Origin of the sequence: Duganella sp. BJB476 (assembly GCF_003416895.1) — a bacterium.
GTDB lineage: Bacteria > Pseudomonadota > Gammaproteobacteria > Burkholderiales > Burkholderiaceae_D > Rugamonas.
The window spans coordinates 58,948-76,038 of record NZ_QVIO01000001.1; the positions used below are offsets into that span (position 1 = coordinate 58,948).

Below are 17,091 nucleotides of genomic sequence, written 5' to 3' on the forward strand. Positions count from 1 at the left end.
GATGGCAAATAACAATATCGGACCTAAACGCCTGGTCGTCGGCGCCGGCTACGGCATGCGCGACTGGCTGGCACAACGCGTGACCGCCATCATGATGGTGCTGTACACCGCCATCCTGCTGATTTCCTTCCTCACCGGCCAGAACTTCACCTATGAAGGCTGGGCTGGCCTGTTCGCGCAGCAGTGGTTCAAGCTGATCAGCGCCGTAACCCTGTTCGGCCTGTTCTTCCACGCCTGGATCGGCGTGCGCGACATCTGGATGGACTACGTCAAAGCCGTCGGCCTTCGCCTGACCCTGCAAATCGCCACCATCCTGTGGTTGGTCGCTTGTGCCGTTTGGTCGGTACAGATACTCTGGAGTGTGTAATCGTGGCAGCTATTAAATCTGCAATCCCTACCCGCCGCTTTGACGCGGTAATCGTCGGCGCCGGCGGCTCCGGCATGCGCGCATCCCTGCAACTGGCTGAAGCCGGTCTGAACGTGGCGGTGCTGTCCAAAGTCTTCCCGACCCGCTCGCACACCGTGGCGGCGCAGGGCGGCATCGGCGCCTCGCTGGGCAACATGGCCGAAGACAACTGGTTCTGGCATATGTTCGACACCGTCAAGGGTGGCGACTACCTGGGTGACCAGGATGCGATCGAATTCATGTGCCGCGAAGCACCGAAGGTCGTCTACGAGCTGGAACACTTCGGCATGCCGTTCGACCGCAATCCAGACGGCACCATCTACCAGCGTCCGTTCGGCGGCCACACCGCCAACTTCGGCGAGAAAGCCGTGCAGCGCGCCTGCGCCGCGGCCGACCGTACCGGCCACGCACTGCTGCACACCCTGTACCAGCGCAACGTCCGCGCCCGCACCCACTTCTTCGTTGAGTGGATGGCGATCGACATCATCCGCGACGCCGAAGGCGACGTGGTTGGCGTGGTGGCACTGGAAATGGAAACCGGCGAAACGATGATCCTGGAAGCGAAGACCACCATCTTCGCCACCGGCGGCGCAGGCCGCATCTTCGCCGCATCGACCAACGCCTTCATCAACACCGGCGACGGCATGGGCATGGCGGCACGCGCCGGCCTGCCGCTGCAGGACATGGAATTCTGGCAGTTCCACCCGACCGGCGTGGCCGGCGCCGGCGTCCTCATTACCGAGGGTGTGCGCGGCGAGGGCGGTATCCTGATCAACTCCGAAGGCGAACGTTTCATGGAGCGTTACGCTCCGACGCTGAAGGATCTGGCGCCGCGCGATTTCGTGTCGCGCTCGATGGACCAGGAGATCAAGGAAGGCCGTGGTTGCGGTCCGAACAAGGATCACGTCATGCTGGACCTGCGCCACATCGGCGCCGACACCATCGCCAAGCGCCTGCCGTCGATTCTGGAAATCGGCCACAAGTTCGCCAACGTCGACGCGACCAAGGAGCCGATCCCGGTCGTACCAACCATCCACTACCAGATGGGCGGTATTCCAACCAACATCCACGGCCAGGTCGTCACGCCTAACGCCGACGGCTCGCAGAAGGTCGTCAACGGCCTGTACGCGATCGGCGAATGCGCCTGCGTTTCGGTGCACGGCGCCAACCGCCTGGGCACCAACTCGCTGCTGGACTTGCTGGTCTTCGGCCGCGCAGCCGGCAACCACGTGGTCGCCTCGAACCTGAAGCAGAAAGAGAACAAGCCTCTGCCGAAGGACGCCGCCGACTTCGCGCTGGGCCGCCTGAACAAGCTGGAAACCTCGACCGGCTCGGAAAAAGTGCAGGGCGTCGCCAACGACATCCGCGCCACGATGCAGAAGTACTGCGGCGTGTTCCGTACCGACGAAATGCTGACCCAGGGCGCCAAGGAAATCATGGTGCTGGACGAGCGTCGCAAGCACGTGTCGTTCAAGGACAAATCCATGGTGTTCAACACCGCGCGCGTCGAAGCGCTGGAACTGGACAACCTGATCGAAACCGCGAAAGCGACGATCACGTCGGCCGTAGCCCGCAAGGAATCGCGCGGCGCCCACGCCCACAACGATTTCCCGCACCGCGACGACGACAACTGGATGAAGCACACCCTGTGGTATTCGGAAGGCAACCGACTGGAATACAAAGCGGTCGTTACCAAGCCATTGACGGTTGATACCTTCAAACCGAAACCACGTACTTTCTAAGGGCTAGAACATGGCACGCACTCTCAAACTGAAAATTTATCGTTACGATCCGGACCAGGACGCCAAGCCGTACATGCAGGACGTGACGGTTGAGCTGAAAGACACCGACAAGATGCTGCTGGACGCACTGCAGCGCATCAAGTCCGACGTCGACGACTCGCTGGCCCTGCGCCGCTCGTGCCGCGAAGGCGTGTGCGGTTCGGACGCGATGAACATCAACGGTAAAAACGGCCTGGCCTGCACCACCAACCTGAACGAGCTGACCGAGCCTATCGTGCTGCGTCCGCTGCCAGGCTTGCCGGTGATCCGCGACCTGATCGTCGACATGACCCAGTTCTTCAAACAGTACGATTCGATCAAGCCTTACCTGATCAACGATTCGATCCGTCCTGAAAAAGAACGCCTGCAATCCCCGACCGAGCGCGAAGAGCTCGACGGCCTGTACGAGTGCATCCTGTGCGCCTGCTGCTCGACGTCGTGCCCATCGTTCTGGTGGAATCCGGACAAGTTCGTCGGTCCTGCCGGCCTGCTGCAAGCCTACCGCTTCATCGCCGACTCGCGCGACGAAGCCACCGGCGCGCGCCTGGACAACCTGGAAGATCCGTACCGCCTGTTCCGCTGCCACTCGATCATGAACTGCGTCGACGTTTGCCCTAAGGGTTTGAACCCGAACAAGGCGATCGGCAAGATCAAGGAATTGATGGTTCGCCGCGCGATCTAAGCGGTACCACACGGGCGGCGGTCCCGCCGCCCGTTTTCGTATAAAGTAGCACATCCATATGACTGAACCGAACAGCTCAGCGCATCAGGCCGACCCCGCCAACCGAGCGCGCCTGCGGTGGCGTTCCCGCCGGGGCCTGCTGGAAAACGACATTATCCTGACCCGTTTTCTCGATGCGCATGAAACCGAATTGACCGACGAAGAAGTGGACGCATTCACGCGGCTCCTCGATTTGTCGGACAATGCCCTGATGGATCTGGTACTGGCCCGCAAGGAGCCGGAAGGCGAGGTCGATCTGCCGCATGTGCACGCACTGTTGCAGCGACTGCGTCGCGCGTAAAGACACACCCAGAAAAGTTTCGTTTTTTTTATTTGTCGCATCTCTCCAAGAAGGAAGAGTCCATGAACACCTCTGATAACAAAGCCACCCTATCGTTTTCCGATGGCAGCCCATCGGTAGAATTCCCGATCTACAAAGGCACCGTCGGTCCTGACGTGATCGACATCCGCAAACTGTACGCCGGCACCGGCAAGTTCACCTACGATCCAGGCTTCATGTCGACCGCTGCATGCAACTCGTCGATCACCTACATCGACGGCGACAAGGGCGAGCTGCTGTACCGCGGCTACCCGATCGAGCAGCTGGCCGTGAACGCCGACTTCATGGAGTCGTGCTTCCTGCTGCTGAACGGCGAACTGCCGAACAAGGTTGAAAAAGAGAAGTTCGTTGAAACCGTGACCAAGCACACCATGGTTCACGAGCAGATGCAATTCTTCTTCCGCGGCTTCCGCCGTGACGCGCACCCGATGTCGGTGCTGGTTGGCACTGTCGGCGCGCTGGCGTCGTTCTACCACGACTCGCTGGACATCAATGATGCCAAGCAGCGCGAGATCTCGGCCATCCGCCTGATCGCCAAGATGCCTACCCTGGTGGCGATGGCCTACAAGTACTCGATGGGCCAGCCGTTCATGTATCCGCGCAACGACCTGTCGTACAGCGCCAACTTCATGCGCATGATGTTCGGCAATCCGTGCGAAGAATACAAAGTCAACGACGTGCTGGTGCGCGCCCTGGACCGCATCCTGATCCTGCACGCGGACCATGAGCAGAATGCATCGACCTCGACCGTCCGTCTGGCCGGTTCGTCGGGCGCCAACCCGTTCGCCTGCATCGCTGCCGGTATCGCCTGCCTGTGGGGCCCTGCCCACGGCGGCGCCAACGAAGCGGCACTGAACATGCTGAAAGAAATCGGCACCGTCGAGAACATTCCTGCCTTCATCGCTCAGGTGAAAGACAAGAACTCCGGCGTCAAGCTGATGGGCTTCGGTCACCGCGTGTACAAGAACTTCGACCCGCGTGCAAAACTGATGCGCGAAACCTGCTACGAAGTGCTGGAAGAGCTGGGCCTGCAAGACGACCCACTGTTCAAGCTGGCGATGGAACTGGAAAAGATTGCACTGAACGACGAATACTTCGTTTCGCGCAAGCTGTACCCGAACGTCGACTTCTACTCGGGCATCGTGCAATCCGCCCTGGGCATCCCAGTGTCGCTGTTCACCGGTATCTTCGCCATGGCTCGCACCATCGGCTGGATCGCCCAGTGGAACGAAATGATCGCCGATCCGGAACAGAAAATCGGCCGTCCACGCCAGCTGTTCGTTGGTTCGACCACGCGCGACGTCAAGCCGCTGGACCAGCGTTAATCGCCGGTCTTTGCAGCACACAAAAAAACGGGCTTCGGCCCGTTTTTTTATTGTGCGCTGTCCGATTCGGATTGCGGATTGCGCCGGTCGGGCCGCACCACCAGCAACCACCAGGCGATCACGCCCAGCGTCGCCTGCGGCAGGTTGAACAGGAACTTGTCGATGACGACCTGCTGGCGCAGCGGCCAAGGGAGGTTGGCGGTTTCCGCGATGATGTTGGTGTGATACAGGCAAACGCCCAGCAACAGCACCATGGCGATCGCCCAGATCGATGGCAGGCTGGTGACCCGGCGGCGCAGCAGCGCCGCGACCGGATAGACCACGATACAGCAGGCGAAATAGGCGAACAGATTGGCCATCAAATCTTGCAAACGGAAATGCGGCACCAGGATAGGCACGGCGCAAATCGCCAATGCGAGCATGACGGCGATGATGGGGTGAGGGCGCTCGGGCCAGTGGTTGAAGCGGCTGATCATGAGTAAGGCTCTGATGAATGGGGCCTCATTGTAGAGCAGGAAGAACCGGGAGGGTCAAGTCTGACATTCGGACACAAGCTCAACCTGAATCATCCCATTACGGCTAAGGCCGTGTCCGAATGTCAGACTTGACCCTCGTCTTATTTTTCCTGATCCAGCAGCGCCTGGATTTCCTCGCGCTCCTTCTTGCTGACATGGCCGCCGCGCAGCGCGGCCAGCACCAGCGCCTTGCCGGAGCCGGAGAAGGCTTTCTGGATCAGCTCTTTCAGCAGATTGGTTTGCAGCGAATCCTGCTCCTGCGCCGGCGCGTAGACGTGGGCGCGCTGGCTTTCGTCGCGGGTCAGCAGGCCTTTGGTGTGCATGACTTGCAGCAGCCGCAGCACCGTCGCGTAGTTCATGTCGGGACGCGCTTCCACCGCCGCCTGGTGCACCTGCTTGGCGGTCGCCGGCCCGCTTTGCCATAACAGGCGCAGCATTTCCAGTTCGGACGGGGTGGGCTTCGGTGGGGCAGTGGTCATGATGATGATGGAATGCGAGACAATGCATCTAGAATAAAATATCTAGATGCATTTGTCTAGTTCTACCGCGTTCTTTACATCACCACTTCATTTCACCCTTGGCGACCTTGGCGCTGGTTTCCAGTGCGCCGTTCAGGCCGGCGGTCGGATACAGCTCCTTCATGCGGGCGATCAGCGCTGCCGAGTTGGCGGCCTTGGCGGTCTCGGCTTCGAAGCGCACCAGGTAGTCGCGGGTGAAGGCGATGCTGTCCGGCGTCAGCGCCGTGCCTTGCTTGAAGTGGCCCGGCACGATGGTGGCTGGCTTCAGCGCTGCCACGCCGTCCAGCGTCGCCAGCCATTGCTTGCGCGATTCAGCCGTCTGCGTATCGGCGGTCCACACGTGCAGGTCGTTGAACAGCACCACGCCGCCCACCACGGCCTTGATCGATGGGATCCACACATAGCTGCGTTCCGGCGTCGCGCCTTTCAGGCCTTCGATCTTCAGCGTCTGCCCTTCCAGCTTGATGGTGTCGCCCTGCAGCGGCTGCGGCACGATGATGCTCTTCGGCGCGTTGTCTTTCAGGATAGGCCCCCAGAACGCCACCTTGGCATCCTTCTTCTTCTCGATGCCGGCGATGGTTTGCGGCGTGGCGACGATCTTCGCGTCCGGGAAGGCGGCGTGGATCACGTCCAGGCCGAAGTAGAAGTCCGGGTCGCTGTGGCTGACGTAGACCGTGGTCAGGTGCTTGCCGCCGGCGCGGATCTGTTCGACCAGCTTGAGCGCTTCGCCGCGCGAGAACTGGGCGTCGATCAGCACCGCATCCTTGGCGCCGCTGACGATCACCGAGGCGACCGGGAAGATGGCCGCTTCGCCCGGATTGAACACTTCCAGTGTCAGCGGTGCGGCGGTGGCGCCGGCAACGGTGGCGGCGAGGGCGGCGGACAACAGGCTTTGCTTGATCATGATGGTCTTTCGTGTGAAGTTGGAGTGACGCCATCTTAAATTTCTTTATCCGATAGAAAAATAGGGTAATCTGCACCTGTTAATTGCATAAATCGGACGAATTGATGGACAGGATCACGGCAGCGCAGGTTTTCGTCAGCATCTCCGAGCGCGGCAGCATGATCGCGGCGGCCGAGGCGCTGGACATGTCGCGCGCCATGGTCACGCGCTATCTGGCCGAGATGGAGGAGTGGGCCGGCGCCCGCCTGCTGCACCGGAGCACGCGCCGCCTGAGCCTGACCGACGCCGGCGACGTCACGCTGGCGCGCTGCCGCCGCATGCTGGAGTTGGCCGAGGCGATGGAAGTGAGCAGCGGCGCCGATGCCGACACGCCGCAAGGCCTGCTGCGCATCACCTGCTCGCAATCGCTGGCGCAGGCCGCGCTGGCGATCGCCGTGACGGCGTTCCTGAAGCGCTACCCGCGCACGGCGGTCGACCTGCAAATGAATAACCGCGCCGTCAACCTGGTCGAACAGCGCATCGACTTGGCGCTGCGCATCACCAACGCGCTGGAGCCCAACCTGATCGCGCGCCAGCTGGGTTGGTGCGATTCGGTGGTGTGCGCGGCGCCGTCCTACCTGGCCGAGCGCGGCACGCCGCTGCGGCCCGAAGACCTGGCCATCCACAACTGCTTGACCTATACGTATTTCGGCAAAAGCCTGTGGCAGTTCACGGACCGCGATGGCGAGGCGGTATCAGTGCCGGTCAGCGGCAACCTGTCGGCCAATGAGGATCTGATTTTGCTGAAGGCGGCCGAGGAGGGCGCCGGCATCGCGCTACAACCGTTGTACAGCGCGGCGCCGCTGATCGCCGACGGCCGGCTGGTGGCGCTGCTGCCGGACTACGCGCCGCAGCAGATGGGCATCTATGGCATCTACACCTCGCGCCAGCACATGTCGCCGGCGCTGCGGGCGATGCTGGACTTTCTGCTGGATTGGTTCGCCCGCGACCCAGCCTGGCTGGGAAGCGCGCAGCCGCGTTAGATGTGGATGGATGCGATCCGCTGCTCCACATCCGCCAGCGATGGCCGGGCGACGGGATCGGTTTGAACACAGGCCGTCTGCAGTTCCGTCAGCGCCGCCTGCTGCGCGATCGGCAGCTCGCAACGCGCCATCAACTCATCGAGCAAATGGCCGAAGGCCCGCACTTCCAGCCGTTGCAAGCCCGCCGCGTACGGCGCGTCCGGCGCGAACAGCGATGCCGCGCCGAAGTCGCCCAGCAGGCTGCGGCCCTGGTCGCAATGCAGGATGTTGTGGCCGTACAGATCGCCGTGCATGATGCCGCGCCCGTGCAAGTGGCGCGCCGCCGAGGCGATGCCGCCGGCGATGCGCAACAGTTCGGCCGGGCTGAAGCGCTTGCTGTCCGGGTAGGTGTCGCGGGTGCAGCTGTCCAGGCTGGGCGGGCCGGCCAGGTTGCCGAAGCCGGGGTCGATGAGTGGCATCACGCAGCCTTTCGCACCTTCCGGGTGATCGTGTACTTCGCCCAGCACGGGAATCAGGTTGGGATGCTCACCCGAGCTGACGCAGGCAGTCATCTCACAGCGCGGCAAGCCGTCGCTGGTGACTGCGCCCTTGAACATCTTGACGGCCACGGCCCGCGCGCCGTCGGCCTGCCGCAGCACCGCCTGATGGATCACGCCGGACGCGCCTTCGCCCAGTTTCTGCTGGATGCTCAATCGATCCCAGCCGATACTGGCAATGCCCGCACCGGCTTCGGCGGCCAGTTCGTCCGCCTCGCAGAAAGGATTGCCGGCGTAAGCCAGCCAGGACAGGCGCGGCATGCCGAGCAGCCACAGCGGCAGTTCGCTCAGCCGGTTGGCGGCGATGCGCAGCAACTCCAGCCGCGAGCAGGCGGCCAGTTCGGGCGGCAGGGTGCTCAGCCGGTTCCCCGCCAACATCAGCTTTTGCAGTGGTGCGCAGCGGCCGATGGCGGCCGGCAGTTGCTCGACCTGGTTGTCGGTCAGGACCAGCCAGCGCAGCGCCGGCGGCAGCGCGGCGGCCGGAACTTCGCGGATCTGGTTGCTTTTGAAGCCGATCATCGTCAAAGCCGGACAGGCGCCCAGTACCGCCGGCAGCGTCGTGAACTGGTTGGCGGAGCAGAAAATGATGCGCAGCTTGTGCAGGCGCGGCAGGTCGTCCGGCAACGAGGACAGGGCGTTGCCCGATAAATCCAGGATTTCCAGCGTGTCGGCCAGGTCGAATATCTCTTGCGGGAACTCGCTCAGGCCGCAGGACATTTGCAGGCGCTGGATGCCAGCCAGTTGTCCGGCGCGTAACTGCTCTAAAGTGTGCATGAAGGGCGGGCGTGATCAGAAAGCGCTATTCTACAACCTCCGGGACTACGCAAAAAAAGCCGTTAAAAATATGGAAACATTGCAAACGAACCGAGCAGCCATGCGGTTTAAGTGAAAACGCGTACCGAAACATTTGTTACGCTTTTTGTCGCACAAATGGTTGTTGGGATACAATACCGGTGCTATCCTGAATGACCGATTTTTGTAGTACTGAAGAACTATAGCCCTTCCCCACAACTTGATGTGCAATCCGCTAACCGGTCAGGCCGTGTCGCGGAAGGTTAGATTAACCCGCTAATTCCTCGCGAAGCGCGAAGAAAGGTGAGCAAGATGATGCAACAATATACGTCCAATTCCTACCTGTTTGGTGGGAACGCACCGTACGTCGAAGAACTGTACGAGGCGTACCTCAACAACCCAGGTTCCGTGCCAGACAACTGGCGCGCCTACTTCGACGCCATGCAGCACGTGCCGGCTGTCGACGGTTCCAATAAGCCAGACGTCGCTCACGCTTCGGTCATCGCCTCCTTCGCCGAACGCGCGAAAGCCGGCCCGATCCGCACCGTAGTTGCCTCCGCCGACGCTGAAATGGGCCGCAAGCGCGTCGCCGCGACCCAGCTGATCGCCGCTTACCGCTACCTGGGTTCCCGTTGGGCCAACCTGGATCCGCTGCAACGCCAGGAGCGTCCGGCGATCCCTGAGCTGGAAACCAGCTTCTACGGCTTCACCGATGCGGACATGGACACCGTGTTCAACATCAGCAACACCTACTTCGGCCCTGAGACCGCGACCCTGCGCGACCTGCTGAACTTCCTGCGCGACACCTACACCCGTTCGATCGGCGCAGAGTACATGTACATCTCCGATCCGGCTGAAAAGCGCTGGTTGCAGGAACGCCTGGAGTCGATCCGTTCGACCCCGAACTTCACGCCTGAGAAGAAAAAGCACATCCTGGAACGCCTGACCGCGGCCGAAGGCCTGGAACGCTACCTCCACACCAAATACGTCGGCCAGAAGCGCTTCTCGCTGGAAGGCGGCGAAACCTTCATCGCCTCGATCGACGAAATCATCCAGCGCGCCGGCGAAAAAGGCGTGCAGGAGATCGTTATCGGCATGGCCCACCGCGGCCGTCTGAACGTGCTGGTCAACACCCTGGGCAAATCGCCTAAGGAACTGTTCGAAGAATTCGAAGGCAAGCACGGCGACGACCTGCCAGCCGGCGACGTCAAATACCACCAAGGCTTCTCGTCGGACATCTCGACCGCTGGCGGTCCTGTCCACCTGTCGCTGGCGTTCAACCCGTCGCACCTGGAAATCGTCAACCCTGTGGTTGAAGGTTCGGTCAAGGCGCGTATGGACCGTCGCGGCGACACCTTGGGCAAGCAAGTGCTGCCTATCCTGGTGCACGGCGATGCGGCATTCGCAGGCCAGGGCGTTGTAATGGAAACCCTGAACCTGGCGCAAACCCGCGGCTACGGCACGGGCGGTACGGTTCACATCGTCATCAACAACCAGATCGGCTTCACCACGTCCGACCCGCGCGATGCGCGTTCGACCATCTACTGCTCGGACGTCGTCAAGATGATCGAAGCACCGGTGCTGCACGTGAACGCCGACGATCCTGAAGCCGTGGTACTGGCTTCGCAGATCGCCATGGACTACCGTCTGCAGTTCCAGAAAGATATCGTTGTCGACATCATCTGCTACCGCAAACTGGGCCACAACGAACAAGATACGCCAGCGCTGACCCAGCCGCTGATGTACAAGAAAATCGGCACCCACCCAGGCACCCGCAAGCTGTACGCGGACAAGCTGGTGGCGCAGACCGTGATCGCAGCCGATGGCGGCGAGCAGATGCAAGCGGCCTTCCGCGACGCCATGGACGCAGGCAAGCACACCGTCGATCCAGTGATCTCCAACTTCAAGAACAAGTACGCCGTTGATTGGCTGCCGTTCCTGAACCGCAAATGGACCGACTCGGCCGACACCGCCGTGCCGATGACCGAACTGAAGCGCCTGGCCACCCGCATCACCACCGTGCCGGAAAACTTCAAAGTGCACTCGCTGGTCGAGAAAGTACTGGGCGACCGCGCCAACATGGGCAAGGGCGAACTGAACCTGGACTGGGGCATGGGCGAACACCTGGCCTACGCATCGCTGGTCGCTTCGGGCTACGCAGTGCGCCTGACCGGCCAGGACGCCGGCCGCGGCACCTTCGTGCACCGTCACGCCGTGCTGCACGACCAGAACCGCGAGCGTTGGGATGCAGGCACCTACGTGCCGCTGCAGAACATCGCCGAAGGTCAGGCGCCGTTCACCGTGATCGACTCCGTGCTGTCCGAAGAGGCGGTACTGGGCTTCGAATACGGCTACTCGACCGCAGAACCAAACACGCTGACGATCTGGGAAGCCCAGTTCGGCGACTTCGTCAACGGCGCGCAAGTGGTGATCGACCAATTCATCAGCTCCGGCGAAGTGAAGTGGGGCCGCGCTTCGGGCCTGGTCATGATGCTGCCGCACGGTTACGAAGGCCAGGGTCCTGAGCACTCGTCCGCGCGTCCAGAGCGCTTCCTGCAGCTGTGCGCTGACAACAATATGCAAGTGGTGCAGCCGACCACCGCGTCGCAGATCTTCCACGTGCTGCGTCGCCAGATGGTGCGTCAGTTCCGTAAGCCGCTGGTGATCCTGACTCCTAAATCGCTGCTGCGTAACAAGGATGCGGGTTCCTCGCTGAACGAGCTGGCCAAAGGCGCGTTCCAGACCGTGATCGGCGAAGTCGACGAGAAAATCGACGCCAAGAAAGTCAAGCGCGTGGTCGCCTGCTCGGGCAAGGTCTACTACGACCTGGTCAACGCACGCAAGACCCGTGGCCAGACCGACACCGCCATCATCCGCGTTGAACAGCTGTATCCGTTCCCGCACAAATCGTTCGCTGCCGAACTGAAGAAGTTCCCGAACCTGGCGGAAGTGGTGTGGGCGCAGGACGAGCCGCAGAATCAGGGCCCATGGTTCCAGATTCAGCACAACATCTTCGAGAGCATGGACGCAGGTCAGCGCCTGGCATACGCCGGCCGCCCAGCGTCGGCATCGCCGGCTGTCGGTTACTACGACAAGCACTACGCCCAGCAAAAAGACCTGCTGGAGACGGCGTTCTCGAAGCTCAAGGGCTTCATTCTGACCAAATAATCACTTAATGACGGAGCGCCCTGCTGCTACGCGGCGGGGCGCCGCAACAATAAAATATACGGAGTTTTACATGGCACAAATCGAAGTCAAAGTCCCCCAGCTGTCGGAATCGGTAGCAGAAGCAACCATGCTGACCTGGCATAAAAAAGTCGGCGACGCAGTCGCTCGCGACGAAAACCTGATTGACATCGAAACCGATAAAGTCGTTCTGGAACTGCCGGCACCAGCCGCAGGCGTTCTGATCAAAATCATCAAGGGCGACGGCAGCACCGTGGTTGCCGACGAACTGATCGCTGTTATCGACACCGACGGCGTTGCCGCCGCTGCGGGCTCGGCGCATGCGCCGAGCGCAGCCGCAGCAGCTCCAGCCGCAGCCGCCGCACCAGCCGCCGCTCCAGCAGCAGCCACCGGCGGTTCGAAAGGCGACGTGGCCATGCCTGCCGCCGCCAAGATCCTGTCGGAAAAAGGCCTGAGCGCTGGCGATGTCGCCGGTTCGGGCAAAGACGGCCGCGTGACCAAGGGCGACGCCCTGGCCGCTTCCGCTCCATCGACTCCAGCCGTTGCCGCACTGGCGCCAGCTGCCGCCAAGCCGGCCCTGCAACAAGTCGCCGCTCCGTCGGTCGCCAGCCTGGGCGCGCGTCCGGAAGAGCGCGTGCCGATGAGCCGCCTGCGCGCACGTATCGCCGAGCGCCTGGTGCAATCGCAATCGACCAACGCCATCCTGACCACGTTCAATGAAGTGAACATGGCTCCGGTCATGGACCTGCGCAACAAGTACAAAGACAAGTTCGAAAAAGAGCACGGCGTCAAGCTGGGCTTCATGTCCTTCTTCGTCAAAGCCGCTGTTGCAGCGCTGAAGAAATACCCGATCATCAACGCTTCGGTTGATGGCAACGACATCGTCTACCACGGCTACTTCGACATCGGTATCGCGGTCGGTTCGCCACGCGGCCTGGTCGTGCCTATCCTGCGCAACGCCGACCAGATGTCGATCGCCGACATCGAAAAGAAAATCGGTGAATTCGGCCAGAAAGCCAAAGAAGGCAAGCTGACCCTGGACGACCTGACCGGCGGCACCTTCTCGATCTCGAACGGCGGCACCTTCGGCTCCATGCTGTCGACCCCGATCATCAACCCGCCACAATCGGCCATCCTGGGCGTGCACGCGACCAAGGACCGCGCCGTGGTTGAAAACGGCCAGATCGTGATCCGTCCTATGAACTACCTGGCAATGTCCTACGACCACCGCATCATCGACGGCCGCGAAGCCGTCCTGGGCCTGGTCGCGATGAAAGAGGCGCTGGAAGATCCAGCACGCCTGCTGCTGGACCTGTAATCGCCGGGCTGTAGTTGCCGCATCCCCCAGGCCCGTCCGGGCCGGGGGAATTCTCAGAGGGTCATCAATGAGCGTATCTGAAGAAATCAAGCGTTTGCACGAACTGCACCAGGCTGGCGCGCTGTCGGACGAAGAGTTCGCCGCTGCCAAAGCCCGGTTGCTGGACAAGGACACATCCTCCGGCATCTCCAACGACATCACCCGATTACGCCGCTCGCAAAGCGATCGCTGGCTGGGTGGCGTATGCGGCGGTCTCGGCCAGACCACCGGGGTCGAATCCTGGATCTGGCGTTTGCTGTTCGTACTGTTTGTGCTGACCTTTGGCTTCGGACTCGCCATCTACATTCTGCTATGGATTTTCGTACCAGAAGAGAACTGATTGGAAAATAAAAAATGAGCAAACAATTTGACGTAGTAGTCATCGGCGCCGGTCCTGGCGGTTACATCGCGGCGATCCGCGCAGCGCAACTGGGTTTCTCGGTCGCTTGCGTCGACGCATGGGAAAATGAAAAGGGCGGCCCGGCCCCAGGCGGCACTTGCACCAACGTTGGTTGCATCCCGTCGAAGGCGCTGCTGCAATCGTCGGAGCACTTCGAGCACGCCGGTCACGCGTTCAAGGAACACGGCATCGATGTCGCCGGCCTGTCGCTGAACCTGCCGCAAATGCTGAAGCGCAAGAACACCGTTGTGAAGCAAAACAACGATGGCATCCTGTTCCTGTTCAAGAAAAACAAGGTCACCTTCTTCCACGGCCGCGCAGCTTTCGCCGGCGCCGCCACCGCTGACGGCTACCCGCTGACGATCTCCGCGCCTGCCAACGAGACCATCAACGCCAAGCAAGTCATCATCGCCACCGGCTCCAACGCCCGTGTCCTGCCAGGCGCAGAGTTCGATGAAAAACTGATCCTGTCGAACACCGGCGCACTGGCCATCGAAGGCGTGCCTGCCAAGCTGGGCGTGATCGGCGCCGGCGTGATCGGCCTGGAAATGGGTTCCGTATGGCGCCGCCTGGGTTCCGAAGTGACCGTGCTGGAAGGCCTGCCTGTATTCCTGGGCGCGGTCGATGAGCAGATCGCCAAGGAAGCCGGCAAGCTGTTCGCCAAGCAAGGCCTGAACATCAACCTGGGCTGCAAGATCGGCACCATCACCAAGGGCGCCAACAACGTCACCGTGGCCTACGAAAACGCCAAGGGCGAAGCGCAGACCGCCGTGTTCGACAAGCTGATCATCTCGATCGGTCGCACCCCGAACACCGACGGCCTGGCCGCCGACAAAGTCGGCCTGAAGCTGGACGAGCGCGGTTTCGTCGCGGTCGACGACGACTGCAAGACCAACCTGCCAGGCGTATGGGCAGTGGGCGACGTGGTACGCGGCCCGATGCTGGCGCACAAGGCGGAAGAAGAAGGCGTTGCTGTTGCAGAGCGCATGGCTGGCCAGCACGGCCACACCAACTTCAACACCATCCCTTGGGTCATCTACACCTCGCCGGAAATCGCGTGGGTAGGCCGCACCGAGCAGCAGCTGAAGGCGGACGGCGTGGCATACAAGGCCGGCACCTTCCCATTCCTGGCGAACGGCCGCGCACGCGCGCTGGGCGACACCTCGGGCATGGTCAAGTTCCTGGCCGATGCGACCACCGACGAAATCCTCGGCGTGCACATCATCGGACCGATGGCTTCCGAGCTGATCTCCGAAGCGGTCGTGGCGATGGAGTTCAAGGCTTCGGCTGAAGACATCGCGCGCATCTGCCACGCACACCCGTCGCTGTCGGAAGCGACCAAAGAAGCTGCGCTGGCGATCGACAAGCGCACGCTGAACTTCTAAGCAGCACCCATAAGCGGACTGCGGGCGGACTGCGGTCCGCCCGTTTTTATTTGCGCGCCGCCACAAAGAATCGAACACATGAACGTCGAAGAGTTTTATCAGCATGCGCTGGAAGAGCGCAATTTCAAGGCCGATGCCGCCCAGCGGCGCGCGGTGGACCGCCTGCAACTGTGCTATGACGAATGGGTGGCCTACAAAGGCCAGCGTTCCAGCACCTTCAAGCGCCTGATCCATCGTCCCGACGTGCCGAAAGGCGTCTACATGTGGGGTGGGGTGGGGCGCGGCAAGTCCTTCCTGATGGACAGCTTCTATTCGGTGGTGCCGCTGGTGCGCAAGACGCGCCTGCACTTCCACGAGTTCATGCGCGGCGTGCACCGCCAGCTCGACGAGCTGACCGGCGTCGCCAATCCGCTCGACGAAGTGGCCAAGCGCATCGCCAAGAAATACCGTCTGATCTGCTTCGACGAATTCCATATCTCGGACGTGGCGGACGCTATGATCATGTACAACCTGTTGAGCGCATTGTTCGACAACGGCGTGTCCTTCATCATGACCTCGAACTACGATCCGAAGCTGCTGTATCCGGACGGCCTGCACCGCGACCGCATCCTGCCGACCATCGCGCTGCTGTACGATAAGCTGGACGTGATGAACATCGACGCCGGCATCGACTATCGCGGCCGCGCGCTGGAACAGGTCGATTCCTACCTGACGCCACTCAACGCCAAGACCGACAGCGCGCTGCGCGAGGCCTATGCCAGCATCGCCGAGACCGCCGACGAAGATCCTGTGGTGCGCATCGAGGCACGCGAAATCCGCGCCCTGCGCCGCGCCGGCACCATCATCTGGTTCGACTTCAACACCCTGTGCGGCGGTCCCCGTTCACAGAACGATTACCTGGAAATCGCCAGCCGCTTCCATACCGTGATATTGTCCGGGATTCCGATGATGTCGGCCGCGATGTCGTCGGAGGCGCGGCGCTTTACCTGGTTGATCGACGTGTTCTATGACCAGGGCGTCAAGTTGCTGATGTCGGCCGAAGTGGAGCCGGAAGAGCTGTACACCAACGGCACGCTGGCCAACGAATTTCACCGCACGGTTTCGCGCATCGTCGAGATGCAGTCGCGCGAGTACATGGATAAAGAGCAGCGCGCCGCGGCCGGCGCGCTGGCGTGATGCAACAGGATAAAAATATGAGACCAAGTTTGAAACCGCTGGGCGAGATGATTGCGGTCGCCGCGTTGGCGGCCCTGGCGGCCCTGGCGGCGCTGGCCGCGCCGGCGCAAGCGCAGACCCATTCGGTCGAGCAGGCCAACGCCACGCTGGCGCAAGTCGCCAGGGACCGCGCCGCGGTCCACGAGGAATTCGCCGCCAGCGAGCGCGTGTGCTACACCAAGTTCTTCGTCAATCACTGCCTGGACCAGGCCAAGGAAACACGCCGCGCCGCGCTGGCCAAGCTGCGCGCCACCGAGGTGGAGGCCGAGCATTTCAAGCGCGCCGACTCGGTCGAGAAGCGCGACGCCGACCTGGCCGAGCGCGCCCGCAAGGATGCGGAAGACGAAGCGCTGCGCGCCGCCCAGCCGCCGAAGGAAGCCAAGGTCGTGGATGAAACGCCGCGCCCGGTGCCGAACGGCGGCAAAGTGCTGGACCGCGCAGCCGAGCATGCCGCCAAGGTCAAGCGTCAGGAAGCGCAGGATGCGGCCGATGCCGGCAAGCGCGCCGCCAATGCCGCCGCGTTCGCGCAGAAACAAGCCGAGTCGGAAAAACGCCAGGCGCAAGTGGTCAAGAAGAAGGCTGAAAGCGAGGCCAAGCGCGCTGCCCACGAAGCGTCCGAGAAGAAGAAGGCGGACGCCGAGGCCGCAGCTGCAGCGGCCGCAGCCGCCTCCGCCAAGAAGCAGTAAGC

General features: G+C 61.9%; 16 protein-coding genes. 12 read left to right on the forward strand and 4 right to left on the reverse strand.

All coding sequences use genetic code 11. From position 1 onward, the window contains the following. Position 1: 1 nt before the first annotated feature. The 5 genes from sdhD (at position 2) to gltA (ending at position 4,573) form a co-directional block, all read left to right on the forward strand. Positions 2-367, forward strand: coding sequence for a succinate dehydrogenase, hydrophobic membrane anchor protein (gene sdhD / locus D0T21_RS00240; RefSeq protein ID WP_116987885.1), 366 nt, complete (start codon positions 2-4; stop codon positions 365-367). 2 nt (positions 368-369) lie between these two features. Further along, the gene (gene sdhA / locus D0T21_RS00245) at positions 370-2,148 is read left to right on the forward strand and encodes a succinate dehydrogenase flavoprotein subunit (protein ID WP_116987886.1); all 1,779 of its coding nucleotides are present in this window, start codon (positions 370-372) and stop codon (positions 2,146-2,148) included. A gap of 10 nt (positions 2,149-2,158) precedes the next feature. Beyond that, entirely contained in the window at positions 2,159-2,869 is a 711-nt protein-coding gene (locus D0T21_RS00250) for a succinate dehydrogenase iron-sulfur subunit (RefSeq protein ID WP_090314620.1), read from the forward strand. A gap of 58 nt (positions 2,870-2,927) precedes the next feature. Then, the gene (locus D0T21_RS00255) at positions 2,928-3,209 is read left to right on the forward strand and encodes a succinate dehydrogenase assembly factor 2 (RefSeq protein ID WP_008450683.1); all 282 of its coding nucleotides are present in this window, start codon (positions 2,928-2,930) and stop codon (positions 3,207-3,209) included. Positions 3,210-3,271: 62 nt separating this feature from the next. Further along, the gene (gene gltA, locus D0T21_RS00260) at positions 3,272-4,573 is read left to right on the forward strand and encodes a citrate synthase (protein WP_116987887.1); all 1,302 of its coding nucleotides are present in this window, start codon (positions 3,272-3,274) and stop codon (positions 4,571-4,573) included. A 47-nt stretch (positions 4,574-4,620) separates the two neighbouring features. Here gltA and D0T21_RS00265 read toward each other — a convergent pair whose 3' ends face one another. The 3 genes from D0T21_RS00265 to D0T21_RS00275 form a co-directional block, all read right to left on the reverse strand. Further along, positions 4,621-5,049, reverse strand: coding sequence for a hypothetical protein (locus tag D0T21_RS00265; RefSeq protein ID WP_116987888.1), 429 nt, complete (start codon positions 5,047-5,049; stop codon positions 4,621-4,623). A gap of 140 nt (positions 5,050-5,189) precedes the next feature. Continuing rightward, positions 5,190-5,567, reverse strand: a complete 378-nt coding sequence (locus tag D0T21_RS00270; protein ID WP_116987889.1) for a BlaI/MecI/CopY family transcriptional regulator — start codon at positions 5,565-5,567, stop codon at positions 5,190-5,192. Between the two features lie 79 nt (positions 5,568-5,646). Continuing rightward, complete coding sequence (locus D0T21_RS00275; RefSeq protein WP_116987890.1) at positions 5,647-6,510, reverse strand: MBL fold metallo-hydrolase; 864 nt, start codon at positions 6,508-6,510, stop codon at positions 5,647-5,649. A 104-nt stretch (positions 6,511-6,614) separates the two neighbouring features. Between D0T21_RS00275 and D0T21_RS00280 the strand changes: the two genes are divergently transcribed. After that, on the forward strand, positions 6,615-7,532 hold the full coding sequence (locus tag D0T21_RS00280) for a LysR family transcriptional regulator (protein ID WP_116989297.1): 918 nt from the start codon (positions 6,615-6,617) through the stop codon (positions 7,530-7,532). Here the strand turns inward: D0T21_RS00280 and D0T21_RS00285 are convergent. Beyond that, complete coding sequence (locus tag D0T21_RS00285; protein ID WP_116987891.1) at positions 7,529-8,842, reverse strand: leucine-rich repeat-containing protein kinase family protein; 1,314 nt, start codon at positions 8,840-8,842, stop codon at positions 7,529-7,531. The two genes, D0T21_RS00280 and D0T21_RS00285, sit on opposite strands and share 4 nt — an antisense overlap. 330 nt (positions 8,843-9,172) lie before the next feature. Between D0T21_RS00285 and D0T21_RS00290 the strand changes: the two genes are divergently transcribed. The 6 genes from D0T21_RS00290 to D0T21_RS00315 all read left to right on the forward strand — a co-directional run bounded on the left by D0T21_RS00290 (position 9,173) and on the right by D0T21_RS00315 (position 17,089). Next, positions 9,173-12,028, forward strand: coding sequence for a 2-oxoglutarate dehydrogenase E1 component (locus D0T21_RS00290; RefSeq protein WP_116987892.1), 2,856 nt, complete (start codon positions 9,173-9,175; stop codon positions 12,026-12,028). A gap of 70 nt (positions 12,029-12,098) precedes the next feature. Further along, a complete protein-coding gene (gene odhB, locus D0T21_RS00295; protein ID WP_116987893.1) occupies positions 12,099-13,364 on the forward strand; it encodes a 2-oxoglutarate dehydrogenase complex dihydrolipoyllysine-residue succinyltransferase in 1,266 nt (421 codons plus the stop codon). Positions 13,365-13,431: 67 nt separating this feature from the next. Continuing rightward, the gene (locus D0T21_RS00300) at positions 13,432-13,743 is read left to right on the forward strand and encodes a PspC domain-containing protein (protein ID WP_116987894.1); all 312 of its coding nucleotides are present in this window, start codon (positions 13,432-13,434) and stop codon (positions 13,741-13,743) included. 14 nt (positions 13,744-13,757) lie between these two features. Beyond that, positions 13,758-15,188 (forward strand): dihydrolipoyl dehydrogenase, encoded by a 1,431-nt coding sequence (lpdA, locus tag D0T21_RS00305; RefSeq protein WP_116994247.1) that lies wholly within the window; start codon positions 13,758-13,760, stop codon positions 15,186-15,188. A 78-nt stretch (positions 15,189-15,266) separates the two neighbouring features. Next, positions 15,267-16,364 (forward strand): cell division protein ZapE, encoded by a 1,098-nt coding sequence (gene zapE / locus D0T21_RS00310; protein WP_116987896.1) that lies wholly within the window; start codon positions 15,267-15,269, stop codon positions 16,362-16,364. A gap of 17 nt (positions 16,365-16,381) precedes the next feature. Then, positions 16,382-17,089, forward strand: coding sequence for a hypothetical protein (locus D0T21_RS00315; RefSeq protein ID WP_229211275.1), 708 nt, complete (start codon positions 16,382-16,384; stop codon positions 17,087-17,089). Positions 17,090-17,091: the final 2 nt, after the last annotated feature.

What these genes read in the sequence shown, in the direction of transcription:
- D0T21_RS00250 (WP_090314620.1), top strand. Translation starts at nt 2,159, where the DNA reads ATGGCACGCACTCTCAAACTGAAAATTTATCGTTACGATCCGGACCAG.
- D0T21_RS00280 (WP_116989297.1), top strand. Translation starts at nt 6,615, where the DNA reads ATGGACAGGATCACGGCAGCGCAGGTTTTCGTCAGCATCTCCGAGCGC.
- D0T21_RS00265 (WP_116987888.1), bottom strand. Translation starts at nt 5,049, where the DNA reads ATGATCAGCCGCTTCAACCACTGGCCCGAGCGCCCTCACCCCATCATC.
- sdhD (WP_116987885.1), top strand. Translation starts at nt 2, where the DNA reads ATGGCAAATAACAATATCGGACCTAAACGCCTGGTCGTCGGCGCCGGC.
- zapE (WP_116987896.1), top strand. Translation starts at nt 15,267, where the DNA reads ATGAACGTCGAAGAGTTTTATCAGCATGCGCTGGAAGAGCGCAATTTC.
- D0T21_RS00300 (WP_116987894.1), top strand. Translation starts at nt 13,432, where the DNA reads ATGAGCGTATCTGAAGAAATCAAGCGTTTGCACGAACTGCACCAGGCT.
- odhB (WP_116987893.1), top strand. Translation starts at nt 12,099, where the DNA reads ATGGCACAAATCGAAGTCAAAGTCCCCCAGCTGTCGGAATCGGTAGCA.
- D0T21_RS00255 (WP_008450683.1), top strand. Translation starts at nt 2,928, where the DNA reads ATGACTGAACCGAACAGCTCAGCGCATCAGGCCGACCCCGCCAACCGA.
- gltA (WP_116987887.1), top strand. Translation starts at nt 3,272, where the DNA reads ATGAACACCTCTGATAACAAAGCCACCCTATCGTTTTCCGATGGCAGC.
- D0T21_RS00285 (WP_116987891.1), bottom strand. Translation starts at nt 8,842, where the DNA reads ATGCACACTTTAGAGCAGTTACGCGCCGGACAACTGGCTGGCATCCAG.
- D0T21_RS00270 (WP_116987889.1), bottom strand. Translation starts at nt 5,567, where the DNA reads ATGACCACTGCCCCACCGAAGCCCACCCCGTCCGAACTGGAAATGCTG.
- lpdA (WP_116994247.1), top strand. Translation starts at nt 13,758, where the DNA reads ATGAGCAAACAATTTGACGTAGTAGTCATCGGCGCCGGTCCTGGCGGT.
- D0T21_RS00315 (WP_229211275.1), top strand. Translation starts at nt 16,382, where the DNA reads ATGAGACCAAGTTTGAAACCGCTGGGCGAGATGATTGCGGTCGCCGCG.
- D0T21_RS00290 (WP_116987892.1), top strand. Translation starts at nt 9,173, where the DNA reads ATGATGCAACAATATACGTCCAATTCCTACCTGTTTGGTGGGAACGCA.
- D0T21_RS00275 (WP_116987890.1), bottom strand. Translation starts at nt 6,510, where the DNA reads ATGATCAAGCAAAGCCTGTTGTCCGCCGCCCTCGCCGCCACCGTTGCC.